We start from the raw sequence: 18,956 nt of genomic DNA on the forward strand, positions 1-18,956 counted from the left end.
CGTCAAACTTGCTATGCTTTACCCTCATACGAACAACCTCCGGCTAATTTCATTGTATTTTCTTAGCCTAAAAGTGTCCAACTTAATTAGGGGGCTTTATAGAATTGTTGTACGAAATGCAACATATTGGGTTGCAGTGGTGCAAAAGTAGATATATTGTTGTACATTGTGCAACTTGGACCAATCATGATGATGCGCACGTTTCGACCTATCGTGAAACTGTGGCCGGCCAACAAAATGACGTGGAACTGCACCTTAACAACCTCAATAACCTCAACAACTCCGCCCAATGGCCACCAGTGGCAAAAAGCGCACATATGCGCTGGCTCCTCAATTAAAAAAAGCGTTTCAAACCCCGAAGTTCAGGGTTCGAAACGCTTCTCGCATTACTGTCTCATCTTATTTTAAGAATGAACCTCGGTAGATGCCACGGATGCCAACTGTGAGTGATCTGCAGTCGCCTGCTCATGCAGCTGCAGCTGCTGCGTAGCAAACTCGCGGTACATCTCATGGGACTCCAGCAACTGCTGATGTGTACCACTGCCCGTCACGATGCCTTTGTCCAGGAAGATAATTTGGTCGGCATCTACAACCGTCGATAAGCGATGCGCAATCACTAGCGTTGTGCGTCCTTGCATCAAATTTTGCAGGGCTTGCTGCACAACGACCTCCGATTTACTGTCCAGACTCGATGTCGCTTCGTCCAGCATCAGAATCTTCGGATCCCGCAGCAAGGCTCGCGCAATGGCGATCCGCTGCCGTTGTCCACCCGACAGCTTGATGCCGCGTTCGCCGACCTCGGTCTCATACTTCTGCGGGAGGTCCTCGATAAAGTCGTCGGCATACGCCATCTGTGAAGCCCGCTTCAGTTCCTCCATCGTCACTTCATGCTGTAGTCCATAACAGATATTGTCCCGAATCGTGCCTGCAATCAGCGGGCTCTCCTGAGAAACATAGCCAATCTGACTCCTCCAAGAAATAAGCGAGAATTGATCAATTCGGTCGGCACCCAACGTGACTGAACCCTTTTGCGGCATATAAAATCTTTCCAAAAGAGAGAACATCGTTGTCTTCCCGCTGCCGCTCGGCCCTACAATCGCCGTTACCTTGCCCGCTTCCATGGTGAAGCTGACATTTTTCAGAACAGAGTCCCCTTCTTTGTAACTGAAAGATACCTGATCGAAATGAATCGACTGCGAGGCATTCGTGACGGGTACTCCGGCATGCGGATTCTCTTCTTCATAATCGAGTACCTTGAGGATTGTATCGGTCGCCCCCATCGCCTTCTGTACCTGATTGAAAAATTGCGTAATTTGTGTGATCGGCGCAACAATTTGGAACAAATACAGCATGAATGCAACGAGCTGACCAGCCGAAATAGCTCCAGAGGCAACCTGCATGCCGCCATACCCGAAAAGCACGACAAACAGCATTAGCATGACAAAGGTAACAAGCGGCGCCATTAATGCTTGAATCCGGCCCTCTTTAAGCCCGAATTTGAAAAGCCTTTCTATCCCTGCAGCGCCTTCTTTATACTCAACAGGCTCGGCATTGGCTGCCTTCACTAAGCGCATTTCCGATAGCACTCGATTCAGCACGGAGGTGAAACCAGCTGTCTCGGCTTGCATGCCCTTGGATATTTTAAACATTTGCCGACCCAGCGGAAAAAGAATGACGAAGGCTATCGGGAATACGCTGAACATGATAAGCGTCATTTTCCAATCCATAAACAGAAGCACCACAATAGACCCAATAATCGAGATGATCCCCGTGACGAAACCCGACATATGCTCGGCAATGAGTCCCTTAATGACCGCTGTATCGTTCGTCATCCGAGAGATGGTATCTCCCGTCTGGTGGTTATCATAGTATCTAACCGGCAGCACGAGCAGCTTCCTCCACAAACGATCCCGAATGCCGGCCACAACGCGCTGTCCCGCAAAGTTCAGTAAGTACACCGAAATCCCGGAAGCTACAGCTGATGCAACAAAAGCGATCGCCATCCCGCTAATCTGCGCCCAATTCAGGGAACTAACAGAGAAGCTGTCGACGACATTCTTCGTAAACAGCGGGATCACCAACCCCACCAACGTTGAAATAATACTTAACCCTAGTGCTATGCTTAATACGAGCTTAGGCGGGTTAGCCTGTGCGAGCAAACGAGCGAACCCGCGCCAGTTGCTCTTAACCTTAGGCTCTTCTTTCCTTGTAGCTGCCATCTATCTCTACTCCTTTACCGATTGGATGTTCATCCGTCTCTCTCTTGTATGATCACTTTCTTAGGTATCATACACTTCTATTTTAAACGGAATATAAACAAGATCCCATCGGCCCTCAGGCGGAGAAGCAGCCTCCTATTTCTTTGCCCTCTCGCGATAGTACGCGACTGTCTCGGTAAGCGCTGTACGCAGCGGCGTAGGTCCCGCTTCTCCGCCAAAGCGCTGTACAAACTTACTGCTATCCACGACAAAAGGCTGCTCAAATTGATAGAGCATCTCGATAACCTCCTTGGCTGCCGGTAGGAATAGACCGCCCAGACGAAGCATCCCACGGCCCATCGTGCCAATACGCGGAGCGTGTCCTGCAACCTCGTAGGCTAGTTCTGCGAATCGCCGAGCGCTTACGGTCTCTGCATTTGGCACGTGCCACACCTGACCGAAGGCATCTTCATGCTCACTCAGGGTCACGAGGGCTCGACCAAAGTCGTCTATATACGTAAATGTATGCGGCACATCTGGATTCCCAAGCAGCGAAATCGGCTTCCCAGCCGCCACTGGTGTGAAAAAACGCGAACCAACGGAGGAATTTCCTACCTGAGGTCCAAAGAAATCAGCCCCTCTGCCGATCGTCACTTTCAAGATCCCTTTTTGGTGTAAATTCAACAGATCACGAGCAACTTCAGCCCTTACTTTGCCTTTACGCGTGGAAGCCATATAAGCCAGATCTTCATGGATCAACCCCGTAACTTCACCGTACATATAGAGGTTATCCCCCATAATTAGATTCACCTTATGATGGGCAGCGGCTTTTGTAATATGGCTCATCATTTGCTGAAACAAACCATCCCACTTATGATAGGGTGGCGACGCGCATTGAAATACGTTCTTCGCCCCTTTTAACGCAGTTAGAGCACCGCTTTCACTCATCAGATCTGCTTGCATCACTTCAACACCATCAGGTACACTTGCCCTGCCCGAGGAGTTAACCATTCTTACTTTCTTCCCTCTCCTCAAAAGTTCTTTCATGACGGCCCTGCCCAGCGGACCCACTCCCAATATGACTTCCATGCTGCATCCTCCCAAGTGGTTTTCGCCAGAATGACCGGCTAGCTTCTTCTTATGAAATAACAATAAACCCTATAGCAACTATAGGGTCAATACGTTTCTCACAGGAATTTGAAGATCAACAATAAAGTCATCTGTGTTCATCATATGGGTAAAATCAATCAAATACCGCTCCAGCACAGGACCGTTTTCTTCATAGCCGTTCAGGCTCATCCAGTCCTTTAAGCGTTGGAACAGCGATTTGCACGAATCTTCATTAGGAAAACCCGCGTATACCGCGGATATGTAATCCCCGCCCGGCAGCCATCGGGTAAAATCAGGTTCGGGCTTTGTTGTCAGCAGCGGCACACAGATCTCAATATCGGAATCGCTCCTGTCAAACGTCAATAGATCTTCATGATAGATGGTCATAATGTGCCCATCCATCGTCAAACCGTTCTCTTTGATCCGGTCCATCAGCGCCATGAAGCGCATAACTGAAGCCTCCATCCCGCATGCGTCACGTTTACGTTCGAAAGCGACGAAGCGATCCGGATATGTCTTCAGCTCTACCACGACTTGCGAATGCTCGAATTCGTTGCGCAGCTGCCGCCCGGCGTCCAAATGCCGCAGCCTTTGATCAATCGTACCGACGACCGTTTCCAGCGTGCGGATCGTTTCTTCCGCTTCCGCCTTCTTCCCACGCATCAGCTCCGGCATGCTGTCCATGCTTTTGCTTTTGAGAATTTGACCGATCTGCTCTAGCGTGAACTGCATGCTCTGCAGGTCCTGAACGATTTTAATCGCAAGAATATCTTGACTGGCGTAGTACCGATAGCCATTCTGCCCATCCACACGGTGCGGCTTTACAAGCCCAATTTTGTCATAGAAATGGAGGGTCTGGATCGAGGTCTGGCATATTTTCGCCGTTTGCCCAACGGTGTATCCCTGCATTCTTGGCATATTTTTCATAAGATGATTATGATTCCGTTGCTATCTGCCAGATCACACCGAAAGGATCTTCCAGACGACCAAACATCGTCCCCCAGAACATGCGTTCGAAAGGCATTTTCACAATGCCGCCCTCGGAAAGTCCATCGAATATACGGCGTGCTTCTTCTTCGCTCTTAAATTCCAGCGTCAAATCCAGACCTTGGCCTCTATCGACCGTATTTGTACCTGAATCAGCCATGAAGAAGCGAAGGCCAAGGGCCTGCAGCTCTAGATGCATGACGCGATTTTTGATAGATTCATCCGCATCCGGCATATCCGCGAAAGTACGCAGACTAACCAATTCCCCGCCTAGTGCCTTCACGTAAAAGTCAGCTTGTTTTCTTGCATCACTGCTGTAAATATATGGAGTTAACGTTGCCATGTTGCTTCCCTCCTAATTAGTAATCGTTGGATACAGACCGATCATACCACCACTTGCCTAGGGAAGTGAATACGATCCCCACACTAAGCGGTCTCTTCCTTGCTCCTTCGCTTCATACAAAAGCGCATCTGCCGTAGCGACTAACTCTGTCGCACTTTGCTCCTTGTCACGAACGGCCGCTCCGAAGCTCATGGTAATATGGAACTTATCCTCGTCAGTACCAAACTCAATCGCGCGCAGCTTTTCTCTGAATTGATTCAGCAGATCACTAGCGAAATGCCGATCCTGTGTGTACAAAATGATAACAAACTCCTCGCCTCCATAACGGAAGGCACTGCCATGCTCAGTAGGAATACTCGAGTCAAACAATGTTCCGATCGACCGCAGAACCGCATCCCCTGCCTGGTGACCGTACTGATCATTAATGCGTTTGAAATAATCAATATCTCCCATCACAAGGGTAAATTGCTGCCTCCGCGCAATCGTTTCCTTCATTTCCTCTTGAAAGCTGCGGTGATTACAGAGCCCCGTTAGGTAGTCTTTTTTAGCTAAATTCTCGAAAATGCCCTTCTCCACAAAATGCTTTCGCTCCCGCGCCACGATGATGCCGCCAATTACACCGACCATAATCAAAAAAGCAAAGTTGAAAAAATGCCGCGGCAGATCTTCTATCATAAAACCGCCATCGACCGTGATTACAACACCGATATAACCAAGAATCACCATAAGGGTTGCCACCATGGCCCCAGCGAGACTCCAGTATAATGACGCATGCAAAATAACCAGATAAGCAATTGGATAAACGGGACTCTGGGTACCTCCGGTTAGCGAAATAATCGCTACAAAGGCTACGTAATCTAACAGCACTCCCGTCCTCGTTGTGTAGCGATAGAAGGCAGAGTCAATGGGACTGCGATGTATGGCAAATTCCGTTATTCCCATATAAATAACAGCAAAAACAAATAGACTCATAAAAATAATCAGATCTAATGTCGTTTGATGATAATACTTCATAAATAGAATAGTTGACGTCGGTACAAAAAACCACCGTACACAACAATAGGCAATTTCCAAAATGTGGTCAGATCTTCTAGTCACAGGCACGGTGCAATCACTTCCTCGATATAGCATTGTACACTTTTGAAATTCTATGGAAATAACAGGAAGTCCTGCCTCATTCAATTTATATACAACTTTTCTTGCTGAACGTCGTCTATTACTTTACATGAATAACCATTTATTGGAAAGGTTGTGTTTCATGTTTAAACGACTTCAATCCTTTATTCAGCGACACACGGAAAAAATCGTCGCCATAGTCATCCTTCTCTTCCTGGTAACTTTATTTATCTGGCATTATCCCATTAGGAAAATACCCAACGAACCCGTAGTTACAGCCCCTGCTTCCCAGGAACCATTGGTTACACCCACTATCCCGCCTGTGAAAACAGCTGATTTTGAGATTCTTGCGTGCCCTGCAGACTTTGACATCTACCCTTCTACGACCCAGAATTCAGGATTTACAGCTGTAAAAATGCCAATTACCAAGTCACTCACGAGCGTCCGCCATGTATCAACAGGTCATCTGCTTGACCAAGCAGGTTATGGCATGGAATTTGGCACCTCATACGCGCTTGCGGAGGATGGCAGTGTGTACCGCTGGGGGAACCTGAGCTTCGAGGCAGGCATACACCCTTCTGGGTTTCCGCAAAAGGTGGCAGGAGCTCCGACATCGATTAAACAACTGGATGGACGCTTCGCACTAACGCATCAAGGTGAGGTGTGGGATCTCGGAATGGGCGAAACGCCAAAGCCTGTTCAAGAGTTGAAAGGTGCAATCGGCATCGCGCAAGCGTTTGATTCATCCGTGCTCGGCTGGTATCCAAACGGCGTGGTTCGTCTGTACGAAACTTGGGGAAGCGACGGAAAACCTTCCACAAAGAAGTGGGAGCTGCAAGGCGAACTAACTGAGATATACGCCAGCCCCTATATAGCCTTAGGTCTACGTAAAGATGGAACCCTTGTCCATTTACAAGATAACTCGTTCCAAAACCCAACTAGTTCGCTCCAAAATATAGTGCTTCCCAATGGTGAAAAGCCTACAAAGATCGAGACGACAATGTCTTACTCGACGAAAGCGTATATCCAATCTGATCGACAAAAATGGTACATGATCAATCAGGATAATCAACTCGTTGACGCGACGGTACCTGACAGTACGATTCAGCCTACAGCGACGCAGCATTACACCGTTGCACTTCAGAAAGATGGAAGTGTGCTCGCATGGGGTGATCTGCAAAGCTTGCTGGGTCCCGATTATCAATCCGTCACGCCGGAGAAAGCGATTCGCCTAGACGGTCTGTCTAATGTGGCTAAACTTGCAGTCGGTTCCGATCATGTCCTGGCTCTAACCACCGACCGTCAGCTGTTATCCTTGGGTTCCAACATGTATGGCCAATTAGGACGTTCATCTGTTTATACCGCAGTCCCAATTGCGATAGGACAGTGGCCTGGACTTGATGAGCTTTATCCTTCCTACGAATCCTACATCGCTATTAAAGATGGGGATGCCTGGTTATGGAAGACGGATGATACGCCAAAGCCTCTACTGCTAGGGCAAAAAATTAGCAAAGCTCTGAACAGCCATACGCTGCTAACATCAAACGGTCACCTGCTTTTTCTTGATCCAGACGGCAGTAATACATGCAGGATGCTGCAAACTCCTGAACCCATTGTTGATGTTAGCCACACTTGGAATGGTTTCCTCATGGTTTTGCGGGGTGGGCGAACCCTTTATGCCCAAGGCATAGAAGGGAACTCAGGACCGCTGAAGGTTTCTGATTTCATCTTGAATCCACGACCGAAGGGCGTCGTAACCCGCGTCTTCGGATCGCCTTCCGCATTTGCTTTGACGGATCAAGGCGAACTCTATTTCGCGCCTAAGATGGTCAAAGGAGCCTTCAGCCCTGATATGGTCCCAGCTCAGGCGGGAACGTCTTTCAGGCAGTTTTCTCCTATAGACTATGTGTTTAACGATGGCTCCCGGTTCGTCGCCTTAGCCTTAGATGAACAAAACAAGGTGCATGAGCTTACCCTCAAACAGACAGAAGGAAGTTCAGAGACTAATATATTTACGGTTGAGATAAAGAAAACGGATCAAAAGGCGCAGCAATTAACAGGTGGGGCCTACATTGATTCGCAAGGCATTATTCATGATACGAACCTAATTGCCGATAACCATGTTTCTTTACCTGGTTCATCGAAACTTGCTACTTCTTCATCATATTATCATTTCCCGATTGAAGGAAGAGCTTACTTTTTTCATCATTTTGTTACGCAGGATGGAACTATCTACTGGCTGGGAGATCGGCCTTTCACGCGCCAGGAATCCAGAGCAGGCGCTGTCGTTATACCCTAACAGAGGCCAGATTTTGTTTTTTACTGTTTCTTCTATACAATGAAAGGGTAAGTACATACTACCTACAGAGTCACTGAGGAGGTAATTCGATGAATAATTTTACATTTTACAATCCAACCACACTGCATTTCGGTCAGGGACAACTGGAGAAATTAACAGCTGAGGTACCTAAATATGGCAAGAATGTGCTGCTCGTCTATGGCGGCGGGAGCATTAAGCAGAATGGCATTTATACGAACGTTGTTCATATTCTGAAAGGCTTGGATGTAAATATTTTCGAACTGAGCGGTGTTGAGCCTAACCCGAGACTAACAACTGTTCATCGGGGTGTAGACATGTGCCGCAAGCAGAGCATTGACCTCATTCTCGCTGTCGGCGGAGGCAGCGTCATCGACTGCGCCAAAGCAATTGCTGTAGGAGCGAAGTACGCGGGTGACTTCTGGGATATCGTTACAAGGAAGGCTTCTCCAACGGGTGCGCTGCCCTTAGGAACTGTCCTCACGATCGCAGCAACAGGCTCAGAAATGAACTCCGGTTCTGTTATTACGAATTGGGAGACGAAAGAGAAACTCGGTTGGGGCAGTCCGTTCTCATTCCCAAAATTCTCGATTCTAGACCCAGCTCACACGACTTCCTTGCCAGAAAATCAGACCGTATATGGCATGGTTGATATCATGTCTCACGTGTTTGAACAGTACTTCCATCATACGTCTAATACACCATTGCAGGATGGCTTCTGTGAAACAATCCTTCGCACAGTGATCGATACGGCTCCGCGCTTGCTGCGAGATCTTGATGATCTGGAAGGACGCGCAACGATCCTATATAGCGGTACAATGGCGCTTAACGGTGTCCTGAGCATGGGTGTCCGCGGCGATTGGGCTACACATAATCTGGAGCACGCAGTGTCAGCCGTTCACGATATTCCGCACGGAGGCGGTCTAGCAATCCTCTTCCCGAACTGGATGACCTACACACTCGATGCCAACGTGGCGCGGTTCAAACAGTTCGCACAGAACGTCTTTGACATTGATGCGATAGACAAATCGGACCGCCAAGTTGCGGAGGAAGGCATCGCCGCTCTTCGTGAATTCTTAGCCTCCATTGGTGCGCCAAGCCGACTGTCCGATTACGACATCGACGACTCGACAATTGAGCTAATGGCCGATAAAGCCATGGTTTACGGGGATTTTGGCAACTTTAAGAAGCTGACACGCGAAGATGTTGTGAATATTTATCGGATGTCATTATGAGAATTAGGAGTGAGCTGACATTATTGTCAGTTCGCTCTTTTTTTCTGGGGAAAATGCTACAAATCATTTACAGACAGGATTTCATATGAAATACTTATAGGGAAATTATCCCTTTTATGGAGGTTGAGTTGATATGAGTGAGGTTCGTATGTCAAGTCCGATTAAGAATCGAATTAGCAATGTCTTTATTCCCGTTCGGAATATTGAGCATGCACGGGATTGGTACTGCAGGTTACTTGGTATAGCTCCTGACGGGGATATCTTGTTCGGGCACCTCTACGCACTTCCCATGGATGGAACATCCCTTGTGCTTGATCAAATGCCCATGTGGGGCGGTAATGAACCAGGAGGCCCTCCAACTTATCAAACACCTGCTTTTATGTTTCAAACCGAGAATATTCAAGCTTCTTATGAATTTATGAAAAATAACGAGGTTGAGCTTGTTACAGAGATCCAAAATGAACAATGGTTCGCTTTTCGAGATCCGGACGGTAACCTGCTTATGGTTTGTAAATAACATGGAATAACTACTGAATACTTAAAGCGACGAGGATCATACTATATCCATGAAAAAACTTACTTTTACAGCCGATCAATTGGTCAGTTCCACCACAGCTTCCAAAAAATTTGGCGAGCTGCGTAGGAAGGCGAAGGATCTACCCCAATTCATAACTGAGAATGGTGTCGTCGATACAGTATTAGTTGGGTACCCTTACTTCGAGCAAATGTTTGAACGCCTGACTCAGCTAGAACAACAAGAGGAAGAGCGAATTCTGAATGAACGAATAGATCGAATCACACAAGACCCTGCCTCTATTTTGATTTGGAAAGAAATCCGCAAAGAACCACACGAAGGAGCGATTGGCTATTCGTTTTGATGCAGGAGCAGCTCAGGAGTATAGGCAGTTGGATATTTCCGTATTAGATGAAGTCAATCAAGCAATCGATGAATTGAGTTACCGGGCGAATGAGGTTGGCGAAGAACTAAGCCATTATTCAAATCCTAAATTCGCAGGTTGCAAAGAGATTACCTTACAAGAGGCTGGCATCCGAATTGTTTTTAGGATAGCAAACGATATTGTAGAAATTCTGCGTGTGGTCCCTGTATCTCATATAATGGCAGCTGAAGCCCCTAATTATAAGGCATTAGACCATTTTCCAGGCAACCATCGGAATGAATTCATTTTAGCTATACAAAAATGGAAACAAGAATATGAGCTGCAATAAAGGCACGAATCTGGTTAAAACCATTCAAGAAACTCAAGGCGATTGCCGAATGGATCATTCAAATAGAATCGCTTTACTCCCTCGTCGACTCTTGCATCATCTGGAATGGTTTGTATGTTATGACTCGACAAATATGTCTGCAACTCGTCTAATCGACTTACCTGAAATGCTGGATGAGCTTTTATAGCAGGAACAAAATCCTTTTGAACCCCGATGTGAACCTGATGAATACCGCATTGAAACCAAACACCGCCGCGTTTCCTTAAGTTTTCAGGTTTCGGGATTTCTGTCCAGCCTAGTAATGTTGCAAAAAAATTTCTCGCCTCATCTTCACAGCCTTCAGGAGCCGCTAATTGGATATGGTCAATCCCATGAAATGAAAATTTCATACATAATCCCTCCAATGGAAGTTTCATTTAGTGAAACATGGTTTCATTTTAATCTTATCAATAACTTCCTATAAATTCCACTGTTTATTTGTAATTAATGAGTTGGGGAGCTATTGGTACACGGCAGTAACATCCGATTAAGCATTGATATCCTGGATGCGATAGACCATGGATGTCTTGGAAAAAGGCTGGACGCCTGATTGGTTACAAGCAGACAAACGAAGAAGCCTGGGTTAAATATATAAGATAGGCCTCATACCTGTAATGCATTCACCAAGTATACAATCAAGCGACTTATCGCTTGATTGTATTCACGTTTTTATTTCTATTTTGCCGATCGTTCACTTAAATGTATAATGATTATTCGAGGTGATGACGATGGCAAGATCAAAAGAATTTGAAGTTAATGAAGTATTAGATAAAGCAATACAACTATTCTGGGCACAAGGGTACGAGAAAACTTCAATGCATGAATTGGTTAACTTTATGGGCATCCACCGTAGAAGTATTTATGATACGTTTGGGGATAAGCATGCCTTGTTTATGAAAGCTCTCGAACGATATGAAGCTAAGCAAACCAATAAAATGAAATTTTTGGTTGAAAAGCGAAAGTCGATCAAAGAATTAATTCGGGAGTTGTTTGAGTCGACATTAAGAAATGAAGGAGAACCTCTAGGGTGTTTTCTCGTGAATTCAGGCGTGGAACTGGGCGTTTTAGATCCTGAAGTTGCATCCCTGGTTGATGGGAGTTATTCACGAACTGAGGAATTGTTGACTAACCTTGTTCTGGAGGGTCAGCAAACGGGTGAGATCAAGGCTGACTTTGAACCTAAAGTTATTTCTCATTATTTAATGAATGCGTGGTTGGGGCTACGTACGCTGGTTAAGACAACAACGGATCAACAAAAATTAAAGAATATTATTGATATGACACTGTCCGCTTTAGATTAAAAAAATTCTTTACTGTTCGTTCTAGAATTGATATACTAATAGCAAGTTAGATCTAACTTGTTTTTTTTGCCCAAATAAGAATGATCGTTCTAAAATTATCATTCACACTAATCTGTATTTTATGAAGGAGAGAATATTATGAAGTATACAGTTATTACAGGAGCAAGTTCAGGGATTGGATACGAGACGGCATTGGCGTTTGCTGCACGAGGCAAAAACTTAATATTGGTAGCTAGAAGATTGGATAAATTAGAAGAACTTAAATCAACAATTCAGGAAATTGATCCTAGTGTAAATGTTATTATTCGTACAAGTGATCTGTCTGTTACAGATCAGGCCTACACACTGTATAGCAATCTAAAGGAATACCAAATTGAGACTTGGATTAACAATGCGGGTCTCGGTGAAGCTTCTTTTGTAGCAGAACAGAATTTAGATAAAGTTGAAACTATGTTACGTGTTAATATCGAATCCTTAACGATCCTTTCTACACTATATGTACGAGATTATGCTGATGTAGAAGGAACTCAGTTAATTAACGTCTCATCCGCACTCGGATATGCCATTGCTGTTGGGAGCGTTGCTTATTCTGCATCTAAATATTACGTTAGTGCCTTCACAGAAGGGCTTTCAAAAGAACTAGAAATGAAAGGTGCAAAACTAAAGGCAAAGATCTTAGCACCAGCTATAACGGAAACGGAATTCGTGAAGAAATCATTAGATACTGAAGAGTTTGATTACAAAGCAAACATGCCTAAGTTCCATACTGCCAAACAAATGGCGGGCTTCATGGTGGATCTTTATGATAACAACGAAGTGGTAGGGATCGTAGACCAGAACTATGATTTCAATCTGAGAGGCCAAATCTATCCAATAATTTCACTTTAAATTCAATTCATATATCCGTGGAATACATTGAAAAAGGAGAGTATCCGATTGAAAAAGTTGTGGAGTAAAACGAACATTGGAACAATGGAATTACCTCATCGTTTAGCAATGGCACCAATGACACGTAGTAGATCGCAAGAAGATGGTACACCAGGAGAGTTAACATCTCTTTATTATGCTCAACGAGCGTCAATGGGACTCATTATTACTGAGGGTGCACAGCCTTCTGATGATGGGCAAGGTTACTTATGGTCACCTGGAATCTATACGGATAAACATATTGAAGGATGGAAAAAGGTTACGGATGCAGTGCATGAAGCAGGTGGATATATGTATATCCAATTAATGCATGCCGGTCGCATGTCGCACCCTGATAATACACCACATCATCGCCAACCTGTTGCGCCATCTGCAATCGCGCCCGGTGTAGAAATGTTTACTGTTAAAGGTATGCAGGACATCCCCGTTCCTCGTGAGTTAAGTGAAGAGGATATTCAAACGACCATTAGGGATTTCCGGAAAGCAGCAGCAGCGGCTATTAAAGCAGGTGCGGATGGCGTTGAAATTCATGGAGCCAATGGTTACCTAATTAATCAATTTATCGGAGAAAATTCGAATGCACGGACAGATGGATACGGGGGATCTATAGAAAATCGTGCTCGCTTCGCGATCGAAGTAACGAAAGCCATCGTCGAAGAAATTGGAGCAGAAAGAACAGGCTTCCGTATTTCCCCAGGGACACCTCTTGGTGGGATCCAAGATGGTGAACAAGGTCCTGAGCTTTATCGCTACCTTGTAAAGGAATTAGCTCAATTGGATTTAGCTTACCTTCATGTCATGCATCTTGGAAATGAAAAGCTGCTCCAAGACATTCGCTCAATCTGGACGAATCCATTGTTAGTCAATCGGGCTGGAAGAGCTCTGGAGGATCTCAGTGTGGATATAGATAGTGGCCTTGCTGATCTGGTACCTGTTGGTGTATGGTCATTAGCCAATCCGGATTTAGTGGAACGACTTCAAAAATGTGCGCAACTAAATGAAGCAGATCCGACAACATTCTTTGGTTTGGGAAGTAAAGGTTACACGGATTATCCTACGATGGAAGAATTAGAATCGCAAGAGGGGCTACAATAGCATAAAGGGTGAAAAATGGCGTACAACTGAAAATTGTGCGCCATGTTTTTAGTCTAAAGATGTTCGATGTTTTCGAAAAAAACGTATTTGATAAATGGTATAGCGAGCGGGTCAACCTAAAAATTCTGCTTGATGCCATAAATCGCACCGTATTATGGAAGAGGATGAAACATGAGAGCAGCACAAATACAGAAATATTCAAAAAAAATCCAAGTAGAATTGAATGATGTTAACATACCACAGATCAATAGTCATGAGGTACTTGTCAAAGTAAAAGCTGCAGGCGTAAATCCACTGGACATTCTTAATCTGAATGGCAGTGTTCGGATAATTGCCGACTATAAGTTACCATTAACTTTAGGTAATGAACTATCTGGCGTTATTGAAGCCGTTGGTGATGATGTTTTTAATTTTAAGATTGGTGACCCTGTTTATACGAGGTTGCCGCTTAATAAAATCGGTGCTTTTGCTGAATATGCGGCCGTGAATGAAGACGCTTTATCCATCATGCCTGAGAATCTATCTTTTATTGAAGCTGCTGCGGTACCCCTTACTGCCTTGACTGCTTATCAAGCATTGCACGATGTACTCCGTGCCCAGCCGAATAAAAAGCTATTCATTCCTGGAGGAACCGGAGGATTTGGCGCTATGGCAATCCCCATTGCCAAATCAATGGGATTATATGTTATTACAAGTGGCAGTGAAAGAGGCAGATCACGCACACTGTCGATCGGGGCTGATCAATTCATAAATTATAAGGCAGAGAATTATGCTAACATACTGTCCGATATCGATTATGTGATCGACACCTTGGGTACCAAAGAGATCAAAGCTGAACTGGGCATTTTAAAACCACAAGGGAAATTGGTATCATTGAAAGCCGGACCTAATTATCGCTTTGCGGTTGACAATCATTTTCCGATGTGGAAAAAAGTATTGTTTGGTCTAGTGGGTGCCCGCTTAGATTCTTTAGCGCGTAAGAATCAAAATGAATATCGTTTTTTATTTGTGCAAGCCAATGGAAGTCAATTACAAGAAATCACTAAACTTGTTGAAAAAGAAAATATCAAGCCCTCTATAGATTCAACTTATACGTTTGGTGACATTAACAACGCGTTGATTAAAGTATCGACGGGTCACTCCCAGGGCAAAGTGATTGTGACCTTCTAAATAATAAGCAACTTAGTGATGTTGCTCGCGTGTTCTGAGAATAAACAAATTATACTGTAGAACGAAGTAAGGGGGTACGAGATCATTTAGGGGTTGGCTTAAGGGTGATAGCCAAAACTTCGATTACAAAAGAAAAACTTCTCCGTATAGCTAATCTATCCATGCAGCTTATAGTAAAATAACAGTTTTTTTCATAATTTTAGAATGTTCATTCTACTATTTGTTGCCGTGCATTCTAGCGAGCTAAAAAACGGTATTACTATGGCTTAAATTCTAAAATAGAAATGAGGTGGGCTCAAAATGAGAAAGACAGTTCTGATCACAGGAGTATCAGGTGGGATCGGTAAAGAGTTAGCAGATCGTTTTGCCAAGGGTGGACATAATATTGTGCTGGTAGCTCGCAGCGAGGGTAAAATATTGGAGCTTGCGCAGGAGTATCAGAATAAATACGGCATTCAGGCGACGGTCATTGCCAAGGATGTTGCGGCACCTGGGGTACCGGAGGAGATTTTCAACGAGCTTAAGGAGCAGGAGATCATCGTTGACTATCTTGTCAACAATGCTGGCTTCGGTTTGTTTGGGACTTTTATGGAGACGGATATGGAGCAAGAAATAAATATGATTGACGTTAATATCAAGGCTCTGACGGTTATGACAAAGCTTTTCCTGCCGGATATGATCAAACGTGGGCAAGGCGGCGTGTTGAATGTGGCTTCGTTGGTGGGCTTCTTCCCTGGACCTATGATGTCGGTTTATTACGCGACGAAGGCGTACGTGCTATCGTTCACTGAGGCTTTAGAGAACGAAGTAAGCGGCACAGGAGTTACTGTGACTGCACTGTGCCCAGGGCTGACATCAACCGGTTTTGTTGATCGTTCGGGTATGGGTGCCTCGAAGATGCTGAATGGTGCGATCATGGAAGCCGGTCAGGTGGCTGAAGAAGGATATCGAGGCTTCTTGCGTGGCAAGACGTTAATTATGCCTGGTGCTCGAAACCGACTCATCGCGTTTATGCCGCGGTTGTTGCCTCGTAAGATGATGACCCGCATGATTAGATCCTCACAGGACAGAACGGGGCATTAAACCGAATGAGAAACGATAAACACTGAACGATACGGGGGGCTTTGATCAGATTGCCGTTCCTTACGCTAAGTCACAAAGACTGTTCGTTACCGTCCTGGATAGATTCATCCTATTTAAAGGATGAAATTTCAGCAGTTGCACTAAATTAAAAAACAGTGAAGGTCGGGTTTGTCTGCATGTCAATTATCAAAGCTGTTGGAGATAATTGTGGTACTGAGAAATTAATATATAACCATATTAACTGAATGGATGAAATCAGAAGTTCGATAAAAAAACCTCTTTAGAACAAATTTCCCAATCTTCTATAAAGTGGTTTTTTTCAATGGCATTCATTATTTCTCCACAATTGCAGAGATTTACTTCCTGTTGCAACGCTAAGCATGACAAATACTACTAACGCTGTGCCTGCAGCACTGTGTAGTCGCGCCACTCTTCTGGCAGTAGACGTTGATATAGCGGCTGCAGGTAGCGGTCGTCGATCAACAGCAGAACGCCGCGATCCGTTTCGGAGCGGATCAAGCGCCCGCCAGCCTGCTGCACTTTATTCATGCCTGGGAACACATAAGCATACTCGTAACCGTTTTTGCCGGTACTATCCATGTACGCTTTGATAAGATTGCGTTCCGGCCCGAGCTGCGGCAAACCGACGCCAACGACCGCCACGCCTGTTAGCCGGTCTCCTACCAGATCTATGCCCTCCGAGAAGATACCGCCCATCACAGCAAAGCCTACAAGCGTCTTCTCCGTTCCCGCTTGAAACTTCGCAAGAAACTGCTCCCGCTCCTCCTCCGACATCTGCGTCTGCTGTACGAGAACTTGGAGCTGACTTCTCGGCTCCTCTTCTGGTAGCATGTCCTCATCCTGCTCACCTACGAGGTCAGTGAAAGCCTCATATACGCTGCTCATATAAGCATACGAAGGAAAAAACACCAAATAATTACCCGAACGCTTCGCCATCAGCTCATACAGCGAGCGGGCAATCGGCTCACGACTGCGCTCGCGATCCTGGTAGCGCGTTGACAGAGGCTGAACGAATACATCCAGCTGCTCTTTGGAAAAAGGGGACGGCACTGTCACAGAATAGTCGTCCTCCCCTGCCCCTAGCGTGTCCATGAAGTAGGACAGCGGCGAGAGGGTCGCCGAGAAAAACACATGTGACCGATACCCCTTGCCCATCTGCCGAAGCAAGTGGGAAGGATCAAGGCAGAACAGCTTTACGCTGACCTCGTTCCGTTCACATACCATGAACGTCACATACCGTTCATCGTACAGCTTCGCTATGCGCACAAAATTTTGTGCGCCGAAATAAGCCTCTAGCAGCAGCGGGGTTGTGGGCGGTGTGGCGCCTGCCCCGGCCAGCTCTTTTTCCGCTGCTGCAATAAACACGTTCAGCAGCCCGATCAACGGCTCCGGCAGCTCCGGTTCCACCTGCATCTGGCGATCCCCGATCTGTTTGCGCATCGCAATAAAGTACTGATTAATCGCCTTGGCCGCATCATGCAGCTCGGCTCGAACGCCCTTGAACTCCCGTTGCAGCGCAAGGAAATCCGATTTATTTAAAACGCTGGAATACATCTCACGCGCACGATCCACTAAATTATGAGCCTCATCTACAAGCAGCGAGGTTTGCCGCTTCTGTTCCTCGAACAGCCTTTTCAAATTCACACGAGGGTCGAAAATATAATTATAATCGCAAATGACAGCATCCGCTGCATAGGCGACATCGAGTGAAAACTCAAAAGGACACACCCGATGCTTTCGCGCATATGTCTCAATGACAGAGCGCGTCATAATGGTCTCATTTTTCAGAAGATCAAGTACTGCTTCATTAATCCGGTCATAGTAGCCGTCTGCGAACTCACAATGCTCCTTCGAGCACCGCACTTCCTCCTTAAAGCACACTTTCTCCTTCGCCGTGATCGTGACGACTTGCAGCCTAAGTCCCCCAGCCTGCAGAAGCGAATAAGCTTCTTCCGCAGCGGTACGGGTAGTTGTTCTCGCCGTCAAATAAAAGATCCGCTGCAGCAGTCCCTCACCGATCGCTTTGACCGATGGAAATAGGGTCGACATCGTCTTACCGATGCCTGTTGGTGCCTTGGCGAACAGCTTGCGCCCTTCGTTTATCGTTTTGTACACCGCACCGGCCAGCTTACGCTGCCCTTCACGATAATTCGGGAACGGGAAAGACAGCTCCTTGATGCTCTGATTCCTGCGCTGTTCATGTTCGTTTCTCGCCTGTGCATAAGGATAATACCGCTCCACCACATCAAACATGAACTGCTCAAGCTCGTCCGATGACACATCCACAACAAATCGCCGAGTCTCTTCCGTATCAACCTGCATATACGTGAGTTGAATTCGTATACGGCTTAGCCCTCGATCTTTGGACACCATATAGGCATAGCATTTCGCTTGTGCCCAATGAACCGGATAGGAATCTTCCTCGATCTGCCCAATGTCGGATGAGGTTGATTTGATTTCGTCCACGGTAACCGTCACACCATCGGCATCCATCAGAAGCCCGTCACAGCGCCCATCAATGACAAATAATAGATCCTCATAAGGGATCTCTGCCGAAACATAAACCTCATGCTTGTCTGACTCGCCATATTGCTTCTGTAGTTTTTGATGCGCTTTGGTCCCTTCCGTCAGTGCACGGCTCGTCCGAAACCCTGACTCAATGCTGCCGCTTCGATACACATATTCCACCAGGGAGCGCACGGAAATGTTGACGTTAGGGGTCATCTCTTTTTTCTCCGTCCTAGAACATTTGTTCTTCATTGTAGCATGCACCAGTACTAAATAGCT

At 45.8% G+C, this 18,956-nt stretch carries 17 protein-coding genes; 10 read left to right on the forward strand and 7 right to left on the reverse strand.

The annotated features are described in order from the left end of the window. Nucleotides 1-404: 404 nt before the first annotated feature. The 5 genes from ASD40_RS13920 to ASD40_RS13940 form a co-directional block, all read right to left on the reverse strand. On the reverse strand, nucleotides 405-2,219 hold the full coding sequence (locus ASD40_RS13920) for an ABC transporter ATP-binding protein (RefSeq protein ID WP_057303855.1): 1,815 nt from the start codon (nucleotides 2,217-2,219) through the stop codon (nucleotides 405-407). Nucleotides 2,220-2,354: 135 nt separating this feature from the next. Beyond that, on the reverse strand, nucleotides 2,355-3,287 hold the full coding sequence (locus ASD40_RS13925) for an NAD-dependent epimerase/dehydratase family protein (protein WP_063870779.1): 933 nt from the start codon (nucleotides 3,285-3,287) through the stop codon (nucleotides 2,355-2,357). Nucleotides 3,288-3,365: 78 nt separating this feature from the next. Continuing rightward, nucleotides 3,366-4,235 (reverse strand): MerR family transcriptional regulator, encoded by an 870-nt coding sequence (locus ASD40_RS13930; protein WP_057303856.1) that lies wholly within the window; start codon nucleotides 4,233-4,235, stop codon nucleotides 3,366-3,368. A 7-nt stretch (nucleotides 4,236-4,242) separates the two neighbouring features. After that, nucleotides 4,243-4,638: a VOC family protein gene (locus ASD40_RS13935; RefSeq protein WP_057303857.1), complete on the reverse strand. Its 396-nt coding sequence runs from the start codon at nucleotides 4,636-4,638 to the stop codon at nucleotides 4,243-4,245. A 57-nt stretch (nucleotides 4,639-4,695) separates the two neighbouring features. Continuing rightward, the gene (locus ASD40_RS13940; RefSeq protein WP_162257233.1) at nucleotides 4,696-5,742 is read right to left on the reverse strand and encodes a GGDEF domain-containing protein; all 1,047 of its coding nucleotides are present in this window, start codon (nucleotides 5,740-5,742) and stop codon (nucleotides 4,696-4,698) included. A 154-nt stretch (nucleotides 5,743-5,896) separates the two neighbouring features. Here ASD40_RS13940 and ASD40_RS13945 point away from each other — a divergent pair, with 154 nt between their 5' ends. The 5 genes from ASD40_RS13945 to ASD40_RS13965 all read left to right on the forward strand — a co-directional run bounded on the left by ASD40_RS13945 (nucleotide 5,897) and on the right by ASD40_RS13965 (nucleotide 10,533). Next, nucleotides 5,897-8,053: a hypothetical protein gene (locus ASD40_RS13945; protein WP_057303859.1), complete on the forward strand. Its 2,157-nt coding sequence runs from the start codon at nucleotides 5,897-5,899 to the stop codon at nucleotides 8,051-8,053. An 89-nt stretch (nucleotides 8,054-8,142) separates the two neighbouring features. Further along, nucleotides 8,143-9,306, forward strand: coding sequence for an iron-containing alcohol dehydrogenase (locus ASD40_RS13950; RefSeq protein ID WP_057303860.1), 1,164 nt, complete (start codon nucleotides 8,143-8,145; stop codon nucleotides 9,304-9,306). A gap of 133 nt (nucleotides 9,307-9,439) precedes the next feature. After that, on the forward strand, nucleotides 9,440-9,823 hold the full coding sequence (locus ASD40_RS13955) for a VOC family protein (RefSeq protein WP_057303861.1): 384 nt from the start codon (nucleotides 9,440-9,442) through the stop codon (nucleotides 9,821-9,823). A 49-nt stretch (nucleotides 9,824-9,872) separates the two neighbouring features. Next, nucleotides 9,873-10,184: a hypothetical protein gene (locus ASD40_RS13960; protein ID WP_057303862.1), complete on the forward strand. Its 312-nt coding sequence runs from the start codon at nucleotides 9,873-9,875 to the stop codon at nucleotides 10,182-10,184. Continuing rightward, entirely contained in the window at nucleotides 10,168-10,533 is a 366-nt protein-coding gene (locus ASD40_RS13965) for a hypothetical protein (RefSeq protein WP_156390007.1), read from the forward strand. The genes ASD40_RS13960 and ASD40_RS13965 overlap by 17 nt, the downstream gene beginning before the upstream one ends. A gap of 14 nt (nucleotides 10,534-10,547) precedes the next feature. Here ASD40_RS13965 and ASD40_RS13970 read toward each other — a convergent pair whose 3' ends face one another. Further along, entirely contained in the window at nucleotides 10,548-10,922 is a 375-nt protein-coding gene (locus ASD40_RS13970) for a glyoxalase (RefSeq protein WP_057303864.1), read from the reverse strand. Between the two features lie 378 nt (nucleotides 10,923-11,300). Here ASD40_RS13970 and ASD40_RS13975 point away from each other — a divergent pair, with 378 nt between their 5' ends. From ASD40_RS13975 to ASD40_RS13995, 5 genes are all read left to right on the forward strand, one after another. Then, nucleotides 11,301-11,873, forward strand: coding sequence for a TetR/AcrR family transcriptional regulator (locus tag ASD40_RS13975; protein WP_057303865.1), 573 nt, complete (start codon nucleotides 11,301-11,303; stop codon nucleotides 11,871-11,873). Nucleotides 11,874-12,011: 138 nt separating this feature from the next. Beyond that, nucleotides 12,012-12,761 (forward strand): SDR family NAD(P)-dependent oxidoreductase, encoded by a 750-nt coding sequence (locus tag ASD40_RS13980; protein ID WP_057303866.1) that lies wholly within the window; start codon nucleotides 12,012-12,014, stop codon nucleotides 12,759-12,761. A gap of 48 nt (nucleotides 12,762-12,809) precedes the next feature. Continuing rightward, the gene (locus ASD40_RS13985) at nucleotides 12,810-13,895 is read left to right on the forward strand and encodes an alkene reductase (RefSeq protein ID WP_057303867.1); all 1,086 of its coding nucleotides are present in this window, start codon (nucleotides 12,810-12,812) and stop codon (nucleotides 13,893-13,895) included. 171 nt (nucleotides 13,896-14,066) lie between these two features. After that, nucleotides 14,067-15,065 (forward strand): NADP-dependent oxidoreductase, encoded by a 999-nt coding sequence (locus ASD40_RS13990; protein WP_057303868.1) that lies wholly within the window; start codon nucleotides 14,067-14,069, stop codon nucleotides 15,063-15,065. A 300-nt stretch (nucleotides 15,066-15,365) separates the two neighbouring features. Further along, a complete protein-coding gene (locus ASD40_RS13995; protein ID WP_057303869.1) occupies nucleotides 15,366-16,148 on the forward strand; it encodes an SDR family NAD(P)-dependent oxidoreductase in 783 nt (260 codons plus the stop codon). A 393-nt stretch (nucleotides 16,149-16,541) separates the two neighbouring features. Here the strand turns inward: ASD40_RS13995 and ASD40_RS14000 are convergent, their stop codons facing one another. Next, entirely contained in the window at nucleotides 16,542-18,893 is a 2,352-nt protein-coding gene (locus tag ASD40_RS14000; RefSeq protein ID WP_057303870.1) for an ATP-dependent DNA helicase, read from the reverse strand. Nucleotides 18,894-18,956 lie beyond the last annotated feature (63 nt).

The sequence above is a fragment of the Paenibacillus sp. Root444D2 genome, from assembly GCF_001426375.1.
Lineage (GTDB): Bacteria > Bacillota > Bacilli > Paenibacillales > NBRC-103111 > Paenibacillus_E.